The organism is Pandoraea sp. PE-S2R-1 (assembly GCF_002179865.1).
Lineage (GTDB): Bacteria > Pseudomonadota > Gammaproteobacteria > Burkholderiales > Burkholderiaceae > Pandoraea.
In genome coordinates this window covers 680,527-695,181 of the sequence record NZ_NGUR01000009.1, presented here as the reverse complement: position 1 = coordinate 695,181, position 14,655 = coordinate 680,527, and the positions used below count along the sequence as shown (strand labels likewise).

The window sequence follows — 14,655 nt, the reverse complement described above, 5'->3', positions numbered from 1 at the left end:
CTCGCTCAGCGCTCCAGAATCGCGACCACGCCCTGACCGCCGGCGGCACAGATCGAAATCAACCCGCGCCCGCCACCGCGCTGCGCGAGCAGCTTGGCGAGCGTAGCCAGAATGCGTCCGCCGGTTGCCGCAAACGGATGGCCGCAGGCGAGCGAACTGCCATTCACGTTGAGCCGCTGACGGTCGATGCTGCCGAGCGGCGCTGCGAGGCCGAGCTTGTCGCGGCAGTACTGCGGGTCTTCCCACGCCTTGAGGGTGCAGAGCACCTGCGCGGCGAAGGCTTCGTGAATCTCGTAGAAATCGAAGTCCTGAAGCGTGAGTCCGGCTTGCGCCAGCATGCGCGGGACGGCATAGGCCGGGGCCATCAGCAGGCCTTCGCGTTGGCTTTCGTCGGGGTTGAAGAAGTCGACGGCGGCGGTTTGCGAATACGTGAGATAGGCGAGTACCGGAATGTCGTGCGCGCGCGCCCAGTCTTCACTGGCCAGCAGCACGCATGACGCGCCATCGGTGAGTGGCGTGGAGTTGCCGGCGGTCAGCGTGCCTGTCGCGCTGCGGTCGAAGACCGGCTTGAGGCTTTCGAGTTTTTCCAGCGTCAGGTCGGGACGCAGATTGTTGTCGCGTTGCAAGTTGCGGAACGGCGTCATCAGATCGAGGAAGAAGCCGCGTTCGTACGCTTCGGCCAGATGCTCATGGCTCGCCAGCGTGAGCGCGTCCTGCGCCGCGCGTTCGATCTGCCAGCGTTTGGCCATCAACTCGCAGTGTTCACCCATCGACAGACCCGTGCGCGGCTCGCCGTTGCGAGGCAGCGAGGGGCTGAACAACATGCCCGGGCGCACTTTGGCAAATGCCCCGAGCTTGCCGCCGGTGCTGCGCTGACGATTCGCTTCCAGCAGAATCTTGCGCAACTGCTCGTTCACGCCGATAGGGGCGTCGGACGCGGTATCGACGCCGCCCGCAATGGCCACGTCGATCTGACCCAGCGCGATCTTGTTGCCGGTGAGGATCGCTGTCTCCAGCCCGGTGCCGCAGGCTTGCTGCACGTCGTAGGCCGGGGTTTGTGGCGCAAGCGTGGTGGAGAGTACCGATTCGCGCGTCAGGTTGAAGTCGCGGGCGTGCTTGAGCACGGCGCCGGCGGCCACTTCACCAAGCGTTTGACCATGCAGCGAGAAGCGGTCGACGAGGCCCTGAATGGCAGCGGTGAGCATGTCCTGATTCGAGGCGGTCGCGTACGCAGTGTTCGAACGCGCAAACGGGATGCGGTTGCCGCCGAGAATCGCGACGCGGCGCAAGGCAGGGGCAGGCGCGGTGGGTTTGAAGGCGCTCATGAACGGTCCGGGGTTAGCGATGCGGTCGGGGAAGTCGGGGGAAGGCTGGTGGCGGCGGTGTTTGATGCGTCTGCTGCGTCTGCTGCTTCCGCTGCGTCCGTTGTGCTCTCTGTGTGTGCTGTCGTGGGTGCCGCGTCGAACGACTGCCAGCGTCCGCGTAGATGCGGCACGGTGCCGGTGGCGTCGCGCAGTTCGAACACATTGCCCGCCGAGTGGGGCGTATCGAGCGCGCTGACCCATTTGGTGGCGGTGCTGCGCTCACGCCAGAGCGTGGCTTCACCGGGCAGCCGCAAGGGTGTCTTGAACTCCACCAGCAGGTCGAGTTGGTCGCCTGCCTGCGCGGGCAATACGGTGGCGAGCGAGCGCGCAAAACTCCACATGCCGTGGATGATCGGTCGCTCGAAGCCGAACAGTTTCGCGGTCAGCGGCCACAGGTGAATCGGGTTGTAGTCGCCGGAGACTCGCGCGTAGCGGCGGCCGAGATCAGCAGGCGCCAAAAATTTCTCAGAAGTCACCAGCGTCGCATCTGCGCGGAGTTCGCTTCGATACGTTGCACCGAGCGGGTCTTTGACGCCGGTGCGCAGGTAGAGGCTTTCGCCCGTCCAGACAATATTGCCGTCGCGGCGCGCGGTCGTCAGCACCGTGAACACCTGGCCCTTATCGTGCGCGTACAGCGCGCCGCACTGCACGTGCAGATCGAGACGATCGCCGACCGACAAGCGGGCGAACTGACGGTTGTGGTTCGCCAGATGCACCATGCCGAGCATGGCGAACGGAAACGCGCGGTCGGTCATCAGCAGCATGTGCTGGGCGAACGCGAGCAGATGCGGCCACGTGGGCGGCACGCCGTGTGCGGGCGAAAACCCGCAGAGGCTCGCGTAGCGCGCGATGTCGTCGGCGTCGAGCCGCACATCGCGGCGCTCGAAGGCAATCGACGGCATCGGTTGTGGGCGGGCGGGCTTTCGCGACGAGCCCAGCGCGCGCAGATAGAGCATCAGCGGCGACGGCGGGCGGGTGACGTGGCGGACCTCCCGCGCAGGCGGCGTGTCGGGCCAGATGGCGGACCACAGCGTCGCCGGCGTGATTTGTGACGGCGAGCCATGGCCGGGGGACGCCCCGACGCGCGCAGCGGAAGTGTCAGGCGGGGTGCCGCCGGCGCCGCTGCCTGCCTGCGCTCGTGATGAAGTGGCCGACTCGGCGGGGACATCCGCCGCAGCTACCGCGTCTTGCGATGACAAATGGTCGTCCGGCATCGTCACGCTCCCAGCAGACTTTGGCCACACACGCGCACGACCTGTCCGGTCAGCGCCCCCGATGCCGGATGGGCCAGCCACGCGATGGTCTCGGCAACGTCGACCGGCTGACCGCCTTGCCCCAGCGAATTCATACGCCGGCCGGCTTCGCGAATTGCGAACGGTACGGCGGCGGTCATCTGGGTTTCGATAAATCCGGGCGCAACGGCGTTGATGCTCATGTGCCGTTCTGCAAGCAAAGGCGCCCACGCCTCAACCATGCCGATGACGGCCGCCTTCGACGCGGCGTAATTCGTCTGGCCACGGTTGCCCGCAATGCCGCTGATCGACGCCACGCCGACAATGCGGGCCCGCTCGCGCAACGTGCCAGCTTCCAGTAGCGCAGCGTTCAGGCGCTGCGGTGCGCCGACGTTGATGTCGAGCACGCTCTGCCATTGCGCTTCGCTCATGCGGGCAAGCGTTTTGTCGCGCGTGATGCCGGCGTTGTGCACGAGGATGTCGAGGCCTGCCGGGGCGACGACGGCCAGATGCGCCCTGAGGATGGCTGCGGCGTCCGGCGCGGCGATGTCGCAACTCAGCGGACTGCCGCCTAACCTTGTGGCGACGGCGCTCAGGGCTTCCTGCGCCGAGGGGATGTCGACGCACACGACATGCGCGCCGTCGCGGGCCAGCACGGTCGCAATGGCCTCCCCGATACCGCGCGCGGCGCCGGTGACGACGGCGGTCTGCCCCGAGAGCGGACGCTGGTCGCGCATGGGTGGCGTGTCGAAGACGGGGTCTTGCAAAGTGGCGACCTGACCGCTGACGTACGCCGCGCGTGGCGAGAGGAAGAAGCGAAGCGTCGAGTGCAGCGACTCGCGGGCGGCTGGCGCGACGTAGAGCAACTGCGCGGTGGCGCCGCGTTTGAGTTCCTTTGCCAGTGAGCGGACGAAGCCTTCGAGCGCGCGCTGGGCGGTGCTGGCTTGCGGTGTCGCGGCAAGATGCGGTGGCAGTCCGAACACGAGCACGCGCGCGCAGCGATCCAGCGAGGCGAGGGTGTCGTGGAAGACGGTGTAGAGCGAGGTGAGCTCATCGGTGCTGGCGATCGCGCTGGCGTCGAAGATCAGGGCTTTCGGACGCACACCCTCGGCCGGATTGAAACGCCCGCTCATGGTGCCGGCCTGATTGGCGCGCGCAATCCAGTCGAGTCGATCGGCATGCGCGAGGCTCGGCACGCCCAGCCAGTGCAATTCGCGCGCGAGCGTGGGTAACAACGGCGCATCGCCCGCGCCACCCACAACGGCCAGTGGCGGCGAGATGGCGTGCGCCGAGGCGTCGGCATCGGGTTCGCCGTAGGCGGGCATGCGCTCAAGCGGAACAGGGCGGGGCAGCCCAAGCGCATTGGCTAGCTTGCTGCCCACAGCGGAGTTGGCAAAGGCGAGGTATCGGTCGGACGTCGTCACGGCGCTAAGATCCTTTGGCGATGTTGGTCAGCGTCTTTCGGGGGCGTCGGTGCGGTGAGGCGTCGATATGTGGCTACGTTGAGGCATCGACGCATCGGTTCCACAGTGCCATTGCACAAGCCTGCAAGCGCGCAGGCGACTATGTCGTCGCCTCGTGCGCTACGGCTTCGCCAGCATCATCATTCTGTTTCGACTGGCGTACGTCGGCCGCACGGCCGAAGTCCGCCGGGAAGTCATCGACCGCCACTGCTCGCGCGGCGTAGTCCGCGTATTGCGCGAGCGTGCGCTGTTCTTGCGCCGTGATGAGTTGCAGCCGTGCGGCGTTTTCCACCCACTCGGAGAACTCAGGCAGGCTCTGCGGCATCGTCGGCAAGCGGCCTTCCTTTACGGCGGTGCGCAGCCGTTGTTCGATGACGGTGACTTGCGGCGTCATCTTGAAAACAATCTCGCCGTACGCCAGTTCATCGATCTCGGGGCGCGGCGAGTAGCTGCCCGCAATCAGGCGCTCGCGGGCATCGCCCGGCGTTTGCATCAGCTCGGCCACCTTGGCGGCGAGCGCGTCGGAAGGCTTGGCATACGGCAGGCCGAGCGGCGTGAGCTTCCAGCGCATCCACCACGCAACAGGGCGCGACGGGTAGTTCGCCAGCACACCCTCGAAGGCTTCGCGAGCCTGCCAGAGGGCGTCCTGCGCGGCCCAGTGCACGAGCGGCAGGTCGGCCTCGGGGCGTCCTTCGTCCTCGAAGCGCTTGAGCGTTGCCGTGAGCAGGAACAATTGCGAGAGGATGTCGCCCAGACGGCCCGTGATGCTCTCGCGGCGCTTGAGCGAGCCGCCCAACACGGCCATCGACACGTCCGATGCAATCGCCAGCAGCGTGGACATACGGTTCGCGCCCCGGTAGTAGGCGTGCAGTTCCGGTGCGGCGGCCGAGGGCACGGCCGAGAAGCGCGCGTGCGTGATGCCCTGCAACGCGCCGCGCACGATGTTGCTGGTGACGAACGTGAGGTGCCCGAACAGCGCGTCGTCGAACGCGCGCACGGCGGCAGTGTGGTCTTGCGTCTGCGCGGCGGCGAGTTCCTTCAGCACATACGGATGGCAGCGAATGGCGCCCTGACCGAAGATCATCAGGCAGCGCGTCATGATGTTGGCGCCCTCGACGGTGATCGACACTGGAATCTGCTGATAGGCGCGGGCAAGGAAGTTGTTCGGGCCCATGCAGATGCCTTTGCCCGCGACGACGTCCATGCCGTCATTGACGACTTTGCGCGCGCGCTCGGTCACGTGGTATTTCGCAATGGCCGAGATGACGGACGGCTTCTCGCCAAGGTCGACGGCGAGCGCGGCCATGCGGCGTGCGGCGTCCATCGCGTACAGATTGCCGGCCATGCGTGCGAGCGCTTCCTGCACGCCTTCGAACTTGCCGATGGGCGTGCGGAACTGGCGGCGCACGGCCGCGTAAGCGCCCGTGGCGCGCACGGCGATCTTCGAGTAGCCGACGTTGGACGACGGCAGCGAGATGGCGCGACCGGCCGCAAGACATTCCATGAGCATGCGCCAGCCCTTGCCGACCTGTGCCTGACCGCCGATGACCCAGTCGAGCGGAATGAACACATCCTTGCCGGAATTCGGGCCGTTCTGGAAAACGGCGTTGAGCGGCCAGTGACGGCGTCCGATGACCACGCCCGGATGATTCGTCGGAATCAGCGCGCAGGTGATGCCGGGCTCGTCATCGCTGCCGAGCAGGTGATCGGGGTCGAGCGCGCGGAAGGCGAGGCCGAGCACCGTGGCAATCGGCCCGAGCGTGATATAGCGCTTGTTCCACGTCACGCGAAAACCGAGCGTTTCGCGGCCCTCGAAAGTGCCGCGACAGACGATGCCGACGTCGGGGATGGCTGCGGCGTCTGAGCCGGCATAGGGGCTCGTGAGAGCAAAGCAGGGGATTTCGTCGCCCTTCGCCAGACGCGGAAGGTAGTAGTTCTTCTGTGCTTCAGTGCCGTAGTGGAGCAGCAGCTCTGCCGGGCCGAGCGAGTTGGGCACCATGACCGAGACGGCCGCCGCCGAGCAGCGCGACGCCAGTTTCATCACGACCTGCGAGTGCGCGTATGCGGAGAATTCGAGGCCGCCGTAGCGCTTGGGAATGATCATGCCGAGAAAGCCGGCTTCCTTGGCGTATTGCCATGCTTTCGGCGGCAGGTCTTGCCAGACCTGTGTGCTCTCCCAGTCGTTGGACAGATCGCACAGATGCTCGACCTGATCGTCCATGAACGCCTGTTCTTCCGAGGAAAGCTTGGGGGCAGGGAACGCCGAGAATTTCTGCCAGTCGGGACGGCCCGAGAACAGGTCGGCATCCCACCAGACGCTGCCGGCTTCGATGGCATCTTTTTCGGTGTCCGACATTTCCGGCATGATGGTGCGGAACTTGGCCAGCATGGGGGCGGTGACCCATGCACGGCGCAGCGGTCCGATGCTCAGTACGAGCGACGGCAAGATGAACACGACGGCCAGAATAACGGTGGCGATCGGGCCGGTCAGTTCGGCGACGGCACCGGCGCCCACCCAGACGGCGGTGGCGATCAGCCACTGCCATGCGTGCGCACGATAGAGGAGCAGGGCGCTCACTCCGGCGACAAACGCGAGAATCCATAGGATCATCATGTCTTCCTCCCTTTCGGTACGGCCTTCCTGCGGAAATGGGCCCGCCGGAGCGGGCGCGCTAGCGCGGGGGCTGTCATCGTTGAGCTGTCTGGCGGCGCGCGGTGTGTGGCGCGCCGGCGACGGCTTCTTGTCAGACCATCTGGCGCGTTATTGGTGCGCCATGTCGTTTTCGTTCTGCGTCTGGCCGTTCTCGGGACGTGCGTTCGACCCATCGTCACCGGATCCACTGGGTTCGATATGACCGGCTTCCCGGGGCGGCGTGACGTCGGCATCCTTTGCGAGCGCGAAGACGGCAGCGAAGCTCGCCAGTTGCTCTTCCCCTGGCATCGGCGCCTTGAGCGCCGCAACCATCAGTGCGGTCAGGCGGGCCACCACTTGCAGATCGCCCATCGGCTGCCCTTGGGCAAACGTGTCGATCAGGCGTGTGGTGTCGCTGCTGGCGAGCACGCCGGAAAGGGCCTGTAACGCGAAATGCAGACGCCAGCCCAATTCCTGACGCGGCAGTTCGGGCAGGGCACGCGCGAAGGCCTCGAAGAAACGCTCGAAGACCGGCGCGTAGTGCTGTTGCAGATAGTCGCGAATAAACGGCGACGGGTCGGCGTAGACGCGCCCGAGCAGGCGCAGGAATGCCGGGCCGCCGATGTCACGATGATGAGAAATGGCCAACGCAGGGATGAACATTGCCCCTAGCACGTGCTCGCAAGTGAGCTTGGGCGCGGGCCACGCGGACTCGGCGCGCGTGAGCAGGGCGAGACGCTCGTCGTTGAGCCGGTCGAGCCGGCGCGAGAGCATGGCCTGGAGCAGCGTTTCCTTGCTGCCGAAGTGATAGTTCACGGCTGCCAGATTGACCTCGGCGCGCGATGTGATCTGGCGCAAGGACATGGCTTCGTAGCCGTATTCGATGAAAAGATCTTCTGCGGCATCGAGAATGCGCAGTTTGGTATCACCGGCTTGTCGGCCGGCCGACGGGCGAGGGCTCACGACGAACCTCCATTGGGACGCGACACAGCGCCGCGTCATCTAGATGAACTTTCGTTTCATTCAAACGTTCGATTGAATCGTAGGCGGGGAATGCCCATCTCCCAAGATCTTTTTCTGGGCGTGGCCCTCTAATGTTCAGTCCTGGGCCGTGGACAGGCGTGCTGGCGTACGCAGAAGCGCATTTGGTGCACGAAATCGGGGGAGAAATAGGCGGCTTTGCCCGATTTCTCCGATTTCGGGCCGAAAGTCTGGAGGCGTGGCAATAGTTTGCTAAAATGTCCCGCTTTACGTGCAAGACCATTTGGCGCTACCCCGATTCGTCGGGGGCGGAGGGAAGCCGGCAAGTCATTGCCGGTTCCGGCCCAAGGTTGATTAACTGACTGGGTCCGCTTGCGGCATTTCCCTCGCCGCAACACAGAACGACCCTCTGGATGGATGAATATCCTCATGACTATCTCTGTTGAAAACCTCGGCAAGCTCGAGCGTCGCTTTACCATCGCCCTGCCCAAGCAGGAAGTCGAGAAAGAAGTTGCAGCTCGCATTCAGAAGCTGTCGAAGACGGTGCGCATGCCGGGTTTCCGCCCGGGCAAGGTGCCCCTGAAGATGGTCACCCAGCAGTACGGTGGTCAGGTCGAAGCCGAAGTCGTCAGCGACAAGGTCGGTCAGCAATTCTTCGAAGTCAGCAAGGCGCAAGACCTGCGCGTCGCCGGCCAGCCGCGCTTCGCGCCGAAGGCTGACGGTGCCGACACCGAATACGCATTCGACGCCACGTTCGAAATCTACCCGGAAGTGAAGATCGGTGACCTGGCCACGGCCGAAGTCAACCGCACGACGACCGACGTCTCGGAAGCCGAAATCGATCGCACGATCGACATTCTGCGCAAGCAACGCGTGCACTACCACGTGCGCGGCGAAGCCGGTGCTCACGGCGACGGCGGCACGGTGGAAGCCAAGGAAGGCGACCGCGTGACGGTCGACTTCGTCGGCAAGATCGACGGCGAAGTGTTCGCTGGCGGTTCGGCTGAAGACTTCGTGTTCGTGCTCGGCGAAGGCCGCATGCTGCCGGAGTTCGAGAAGGCGACGCTGGGTCTGAAGGTTGGCGAGTCGAAGGAATTCGAACTCAAGTTCCCGGACGAGTACCACGGCAAGGAAGTCGCCGGCAAGACGGCAACGTTCACCGTGACGCTCAAGAAGGTTGAGTGGGCACATCTGCCGGAAGTCGACACCGAGTTCGCCAAGTCGCTCGGCATCGCTGACGGCAGCATCGAAAAGATGCGCGCCGACATCAAGGAAAACCTGTCGCGCGAAGTGAAGCGTCGCACGCAGGCGCTCCTTAAAGATCAAGTGATGAACGCACTGATCTCGGTCTCGGAACTCGACGTGCCGAACGCACTGGTCGAACAAGATCAGGAACGTCTGGTGGCGATGGCCCGTCAGGATCTGGCACAACGTGGCGTGCCGAACGCCGGCAACGTGCCGATCCCGGCTGAAATGTTCAAGGAACAAGCTGAACGCCGCGTCAAGCTGGGCCTGATTCTGGCCGAGCTGGTCAAGCAAAACGACCTGCAAGCCAAGCCGGAACAAATCAAGGCCGAAGTCGAAGAGTTCGCAAAGAGCTACGAAGACCCGCAAGAAGTCGTCCGCTGGTACTATGGCGATCAGCAGCGCATGGCGGAGATGGAAGGTTTCGTCGTCGAGAACAACGTTGTTGAGTTCGTCCTGAGCAAAGCGAAGGTGACGGACAAGCAAGTCAGCTTCGAAGAGCTGGCTGGCAACACGCAAAACTGATCGACCTCGATACATCGCGTTTGACCTGCTGCGGCCGCAAGGCCGCAGCAGTGTTTCCAACCGGCCTTTTTGGGCCTCCTCCCTGCGGCGCGCAAAACCATCTCGATAGAAGGGTCGAACCGTCATGATTACCCGTTCCGAATTGCTCGCCCAACTCGCTTCCCCGACGCACAACTCCGCTCTCGAATCGCAGGCCCTTGGCCTGGTGCCGATGGTCGTCGAGCAAAGTGGTCGTGGCGAACGCGCATACGATATCTACTCGCGACTCCTCAAGGAGCGCATTATTTTCATGGTGGGCGAGGTCAACGACCAGACCGCCAACCTCGTTGTCGCCCAGTTGCTGTTCCTCGAGAGCGAAAATCCGGACAAGGAAATCTCGATGTACATCAACTCGCCGGGTGGTTCGGTTTCGGCCGGCCTGGCAATGTACGACACGATGCAGTTCGTCAAACCGGCCGTCTCGACGCTGTGCATGGGCATGGCTGCCAGCATGGGCGCGTTTTTGCTGGCTGCGGGCGAGAAGGGCAAGCGTTTCGCGCTGCCGAACGCCCGGATCATGATTCACCAGCCGTTGGGCGGTGCACGTGGTCAGGCGTCGGACATCGAAATCCACGCCCGCGAAATCCTGCTGCTCAAGGAACGCCTCAACAAGCTGCTCGCCGAGAACACGGGCCAGTCGCTGGAAGTCATCGCGCGCGACACCGATCGCGATAACTTCAAGTCGGCGGCGGATGCCGTCGAGTACGGGCTCATCGATCGCGTGCTGGAAAAGCGTCCCTGAGGCGTCCCTGGGCCGATAACCGGCCCGGGCGCCTGACGGCAAAATTGGCGCGACATCGGGTTTTTCGACGTGAAAGTCCGGATGTTCGCGCCAAGTCTTTGTCGTAAAAGGAAAATTATCGCTGTCGCGGGTGGGCCACACGCCCGCGCGGCATGGCGTTACAATGGAATTCACTATGCCGCGTTTGCCGCCCCCATCGGGGGACGACCGGGGCGCAAATTGCTAGCAGGCTGACACAGATATGGTGGATAAAAAAAAGCACTTCCAACGGCGAAAAGCTACTCTACTGCTCCTTCTGCGGAAAGAGTCAGCATGAGGTCAAGAAGCTCATCGCAGGTCCGTCCGTGTTTATCTGCGACGAGTGCATTGATCTGTGCAATGAGATCATTCGCGACGAGGCCGCTGCGGCCGAAGACGAGAGCGGTAGTGGCGGCAAGTCGGATTTGCCCTCGCCGCAGGAGATTCGCGAAAGCCTCGATCAGTATGTGATCGGTCAGGATCGCGCCAAGAAGATTCTGGCGGTCGCGGTCTACAACCATTACAAACGGTTGAAGCACATCGGCGACAAGCGCGACGAGGTCGAACTCTCCAAGAGCAACATCCTGCTGATCGGGCCGACCGGCTCGGGCAAGACGCTGCTCGCGCAAACGCTCGCCCGTCTGCTCAACGTGCCCTTCGTGATTGCCGATGCCACCACGCTGACCGAAGCCGGTTACGTCGGTGAAGACGTCGAAAACATCATCCAGAAGCTCCTGCAAAACTGCAATTACGAGATCGAGCAGGCGCAGAAGGGCATTGTTTATATTGACGAAATCGACAAGATCAGCCGCAAGTCGGACAACCCCTCGATCACGCGCGACGTGTCGGGCGAGGGTGTTCAGCAAGCGCTGCTGAAGCTGGTTGAAGGCACGATGGCTTCGGTGCCGCCGCAAGGCGGGCGCAAGCACCCGAACCAGGACTTCATCCAGGTCGACACCACGAACATCCTGTTCATCTGCGGCGGCGCGTTTGACGGTCTCGAAAAGATCATCATGAACCGCACCGAGAAGACGGGTATCGGTTTCGGTGCGACTGTCAAAACGGGCGAAGAGCGTGACGCCGGCGAACTGCTGCTCGAAACCGAGCCGGAAGATCTGATCAAATTCGGTCTGATTCCGGAGCTGATCGGTCGTCTGCCGGTGGTTGCCACGTTGGGTAAGCTTGACGAGGACGCACTGGTCACGATCCTGATCGAGCCGAAGAATGCACTGCTCAAGCAATATCAGCGCCTGTTTGCGATGGAAGGCGTCGAGCTGGAAATTCGCCCGGCAGCGCTGCATGCGGTGGCCCGCAAGGCCATCAAGCGCAAGACGGGCGCGCGTGGCCTGCGTTCGATCATCGAACAGGCACTGCTCGAAGTGATGTACGAGTTGCCGTCACTCAAAGGGGTGACCAAGGTGATTCTGGACGATAACGCGATCAGCGGCGACGGCAAACCGCTCTTGATCTACCAGGAGTCGCCCAAGGTTGCCGGCTCTAACTGAACGGTCAACTCAGTGATACCCAAAGCCGTTCATGGAAACATGGACGGCTTTTTTTCCTTCATACTAGTGCCACGGGCAATGAAACCCCGAGTGGTGCACCTTACCGGCAGAAGGGTTGTTTCACCCCCTTGTAATTCCTGCCGGCGGCCTCAATTAGCTGGAACACAACGGTATCGTTAATTATGGGGAACGAGATGTCAGGCACCCAAATCCTCCCGCCCGAAGCGATTCAACTGCCCCTGTTGCCTCTGCGCGACGTGGTCGTGTTTCCGCACATGGTGATTCCCCTCTTCGTGGGGCGTCCGAAGTCGATTAAAGCGCTTGAAACCGCCATGGAAGGCGGCAAGCACATCATGCTGGTCGCCCAGAAAGCGGCCGCCAAGGATGAGCCCACGGCCAAAGATCTCTATGAGATCGGCTGCGTGGCGAACATCCTTCAAATGCTCAAACTGCCCGATGGCACCGTCAAGGTGCTCGTCGAAGGCATTCAGCGTGCACGCACGATCAGCGTGGACGAAGAAGAGACACAATTCACGTCTGAAGTCATGCCGCTCGAACCGGATGATGGCAACTCGCCGGAATCCGAGGCGCTGCGTCGCGCCATCGTGGCGCAGTTCGATCAGTACGTGAAGCTCAACAAGAAGATTCCGCCGGAAATCCTGACCTCGCTGTCGGGCATCGACGAAGCGGGTCGTCTGGCTGACACCATCGCAGCGCACCTGCCGCTCAAGCTCGAGCAGAAGCAGAAGATTCTCGAAATGTTCCCGGTCATCGAGCGCCTCGAACATCTGCTGGCGCAACTCGAAAGCGAGATCGACATTCTCCAGGTGGAGAAGCGTATCCGCGGCCGCGTGAAGCGTCAGATGGAGAAGAGTCAGCGCGAGTACTACCTGAACGAACAGGTCAAGGCCATTCAGAAGGAACTGGGCGAAGGCGAAGAAGGTGCGGATCTCGAAGAACTCGAGAAGCGCATCAAGGGCGCTCATCTGCCCAAGGAAGCCAAGAAGAAGGCCGACGCCGAACTCAAGAAGCTCAAGCTGATGTCGCCGATGTCGGCAGAAGCGACTGTCGTGCGCAACTACATCGACACGCTGGTCGGTCTGCCGTGGCGCAAGAAGAGCAAGGTGAACAATGACCTGACGAACGCCGAGAAGGTGCTCGACGAAGACCACTTCGGTCTCGAGAAGGTCAAGGAACGCATCCTTGAGTATCTTGCTGTGCAACAGCGCGTGGACAAGGTGAAGGCGCCGATTCTGTGCCTGGTGGGGCCCCCGGGTGTCGGTAAGACGTCGCTTGGTCAGTCGATCGCTCGTGCAACGAACCGCAAGTTCGTGCGCATGGCATTGGGTGGCGTGCGCGACGAGGCCGAGATTCGCGGTCACCGCCGGACGTACATCGGTTCGATGCCGGGCAAGATTTTGCAGAGCCTGTCGAAGGTGGCTGTGCGCAATCCGCTGTTCCTACTCGACGAAGTGGACAAGATGGGCATGGACTTCCGTGGCGACCCGAGTTCGGCACTGCTCGAAGTGCTGGATCCGGAACAGAACCACACGTTCTCGGACCACTACGTCGAAGTCGACTTCGATCTGTCGGATGTGATGTTCGTGGCGACGTCGAACTCGCTGAACATCCCGGCACCGCTGCTCGATCGTATGGAAGTGATTCGCCTGTCGGGTTACACGGAAGACGAGAAGGTCAACATCGCCCAGCGTTATCTCCTGCCGAAGCAGAAGAAGAACAACGGGTTGAAGGAAGGCGAGATCGATCTGACCGAAGCCGCGATTCGCGACATCATTCGCTACTACACGCGTGAAGCCGGTGTGCGTTCGCTGGAACGCGAGATCTCGAAGATCTGCCGCAAGGTCGTGAAGATGCTGCTGCTCAAGAAGGTCGACGGTACGTCGATCAAGGTTGACGCAGGTAACCTCGACAACTTCCTCGGCGTGCGCAAGTTCGACTTCGGTCTGGCGATGAAGGAAAACCAGATCGGCCAGGTCACGGGGCTTGCGTGGACGGAAGTGGGCGGCGATTTGCTGACCATCGAAGCCGCCGTGATGCCGGGCAAGGGCAACATCATTCGCACGGGCTCGCTCGGCGACGTGATGAAGGAGTCGGTCGAAGCTGCACGTTCGGTGGTGCGTTCGCGCTCGCGTCGTCTGGGTGTGTCCGATGAGCAGTTCGAGAAGAAGGACATCCACATTCACGTGCCCGAGGGTGCGACGCCGAAGGACGGTCCGTCCGCCGGTATCGCGATGACCACGGCGCTCGTTTCGGTGCTCACCGGTATTCCGGTGCGTGCAGATGTGGCGATGACCGGTGAGATTACGCTGCGCGGTGAAGTGCTGCCGATCGGTGGTCTCAAGGAAAAGCTGCTCGCAGCGCATCGTGGCGGCATCAAGCTCGTGTTGATTCCGGAAGAGAACGTGAAGGATCTCGCCGAGATTCCCGATACGGTCAAGAACGCGCTGGAGATCATGCCGGTGCGCTGGATCGACCGAGTGCTGGAGCTGGCGCTGGAACATGCACCGGCACCGCTACCCGAGGAAGAGCCGAAGGCAGCACCGGTGACGCCGAATGCCGATGGCAGCGGCAAGCAGGAAGTCATCAAGCACTGACGTCAGCATGTGACGAGGAACGGCGAACGACGATCATCGATATCGATGTCGATGTCGTTCGCCGAACCGAAAGTCTGCAAAAAGCTCGGGGTTTTCCCCGGGCTTTTTTTATTCACGCAAAGTGGTCGAAAATAGCGTCCGGAAGTGATGACTCAGGAGTGCTTCCTAAGCCGCCAAAACAGCGCAAAACGGCTTGACATCAGGGTTTGCGGCTTGTCTAATGGCAAAGCCAGCGGACCTTCGCAGATCAATGTCAAGGCGCGTTAAGAGCGCCTCCGCGGCTCAATCGCCTAC

9 protein-coding genes are annotated in these 14,655 nt (G+C 62.6%); 4 read left to right on the top strand and 5 right to left on the bottom strand.

Annotated elements, in window-relative coordinates; translation table 11 throughout:
- Window positions 1-5 precede the first annotated feature (5 nt).
- From CDV44_RS10115 to CDV44_RS10095, 5 genes are all read right to left on the bottom strand, one after another.
- The gene (locus tag CDV44_RS10115) at window positions 6-1,325 is read right to left on the bottom strand and encodes an acetyl-CoA C-acetyltransferase (protein ID WP_087687891.1); all 1,320 of its coding nucleotides are present in this window, start codon (window positions 1,323-1,325) and stop codon (window positions 6-8) included.
- The gene (locus CDV44_RS10110; RefSeq protein WP_249277484.1) at window positions 1,322-2,578 is read right to left on the bottom strand and encodes a MaoC/PaaZ C-terminal domain-containing protein; all 1,257 of its coding nucleotides are present in this window, start codon (window positions 2,576-2,578) and stop codon (window positions 1,322-1,324) included. Before CDV44_RS10110 ends, CDV44_RS10115 begins: the two co-directional genes overlap by 4 nt.
- A 2-nt stretch (window positions 2,579-2,580) precedes the next feature.
- The gene (locus tag CDV44_RS10105; protein WP_087687890.1) at window positions 2,581-4,020 is read right to left on the bottom strand and encodes a 3-oxoacyl-ACP reductase; all 1,440 of its coding nucleotides are present in this window, start codon (window positions 4,018-4,020) and stop codon (window positions 2,581-2,583) included.
- A 139-nt stretch (window positions 4,021-4,159) separates the two neighbouring features.
- Entirely contained in the window at window positions 4,160-6,670 is a 2,511-nt protein-coding gene (locus tag CDV44_RS10100; RefSeq protein ID WP_371328749.1) for an acyl-CoA dehydrogenase, read from the bottom strand.
- A 150-nt stretch (window positions 6,671-6,820) separates the two neighbouring features.
- Window positions 6,821-7,654: a TetR/AcrR family transcriptional regulator gene (locus CDV44_RS10095; protein WP_249277483.1), complete on the bottom strand. Its 834-nt coding sequence runs from the start codon at window positions 7,652-7,654 to the stop codon at window positions 6,821-6,823.
- 447 nt (window positions 7,655-8,101) lie between these two features.
- Here CDV44_RS10095 and tig point away from each other — a divergent pair, with 447 nt between their 5' ends.
- The 4 genes from tig (at window position 8,102) to lon (ending at window position 14,361) form a co-directional block, all read left to right on the top strand.
- Window positions 8,102-9,442 (top strand): trigger factor, encoded by a 1,341-nt coding sequence (gene tig / locus CDV44_RS10090; protein WP_058378340.1) that lies wholly within the window; start codon window positions 8,102-8,104, stop codon window positions 9,440-9,442.
- Window positions 9,443-9,569: 127 nt separating this feature from the next.
- Window positions 9,570-10,223: an ATP-dependent Clp endopeptidase proteolytic subunit ClpP gene (gene clpP / locus CDV44_RS10085; protein ID WP_170935944.1), complete on the top strand. Its 654-nt coding sequence runs from the start codon at window positions 9,570-9,572 to the stop codon at window positions 10,221-10,223.
- A 248-nt stretch (window positions 10,224-10,471) separates the two neighbouring features.
- Window positions 10,472-11,746, top strand: coding sequence for an ATP-dependent Clp protease ATP-binding subunit ClpX (gene clpX, locus CDV44_RS10080; protein WP_087688008.1), 1,275 nt, complete (start codon window positions 10,472-10,474; stop codon window positions 11,744-11,746).
- Between the two features lie 194 nt (window positions 11,747-11,940).
- On the top strand, window positions 11,941-14,361 hold the full coding sequence (gene lon, locus CDV44_RS10075) for an endopeptidase La (RefSeq protein ID WP_058380233.1): 2,421 nt from the start codon (window positions 11,941-11,943) through the stop codon (window positions 14,359-14,361).
- Window positions 14,362-14,655: the final 294 nt, after the last annotated feature.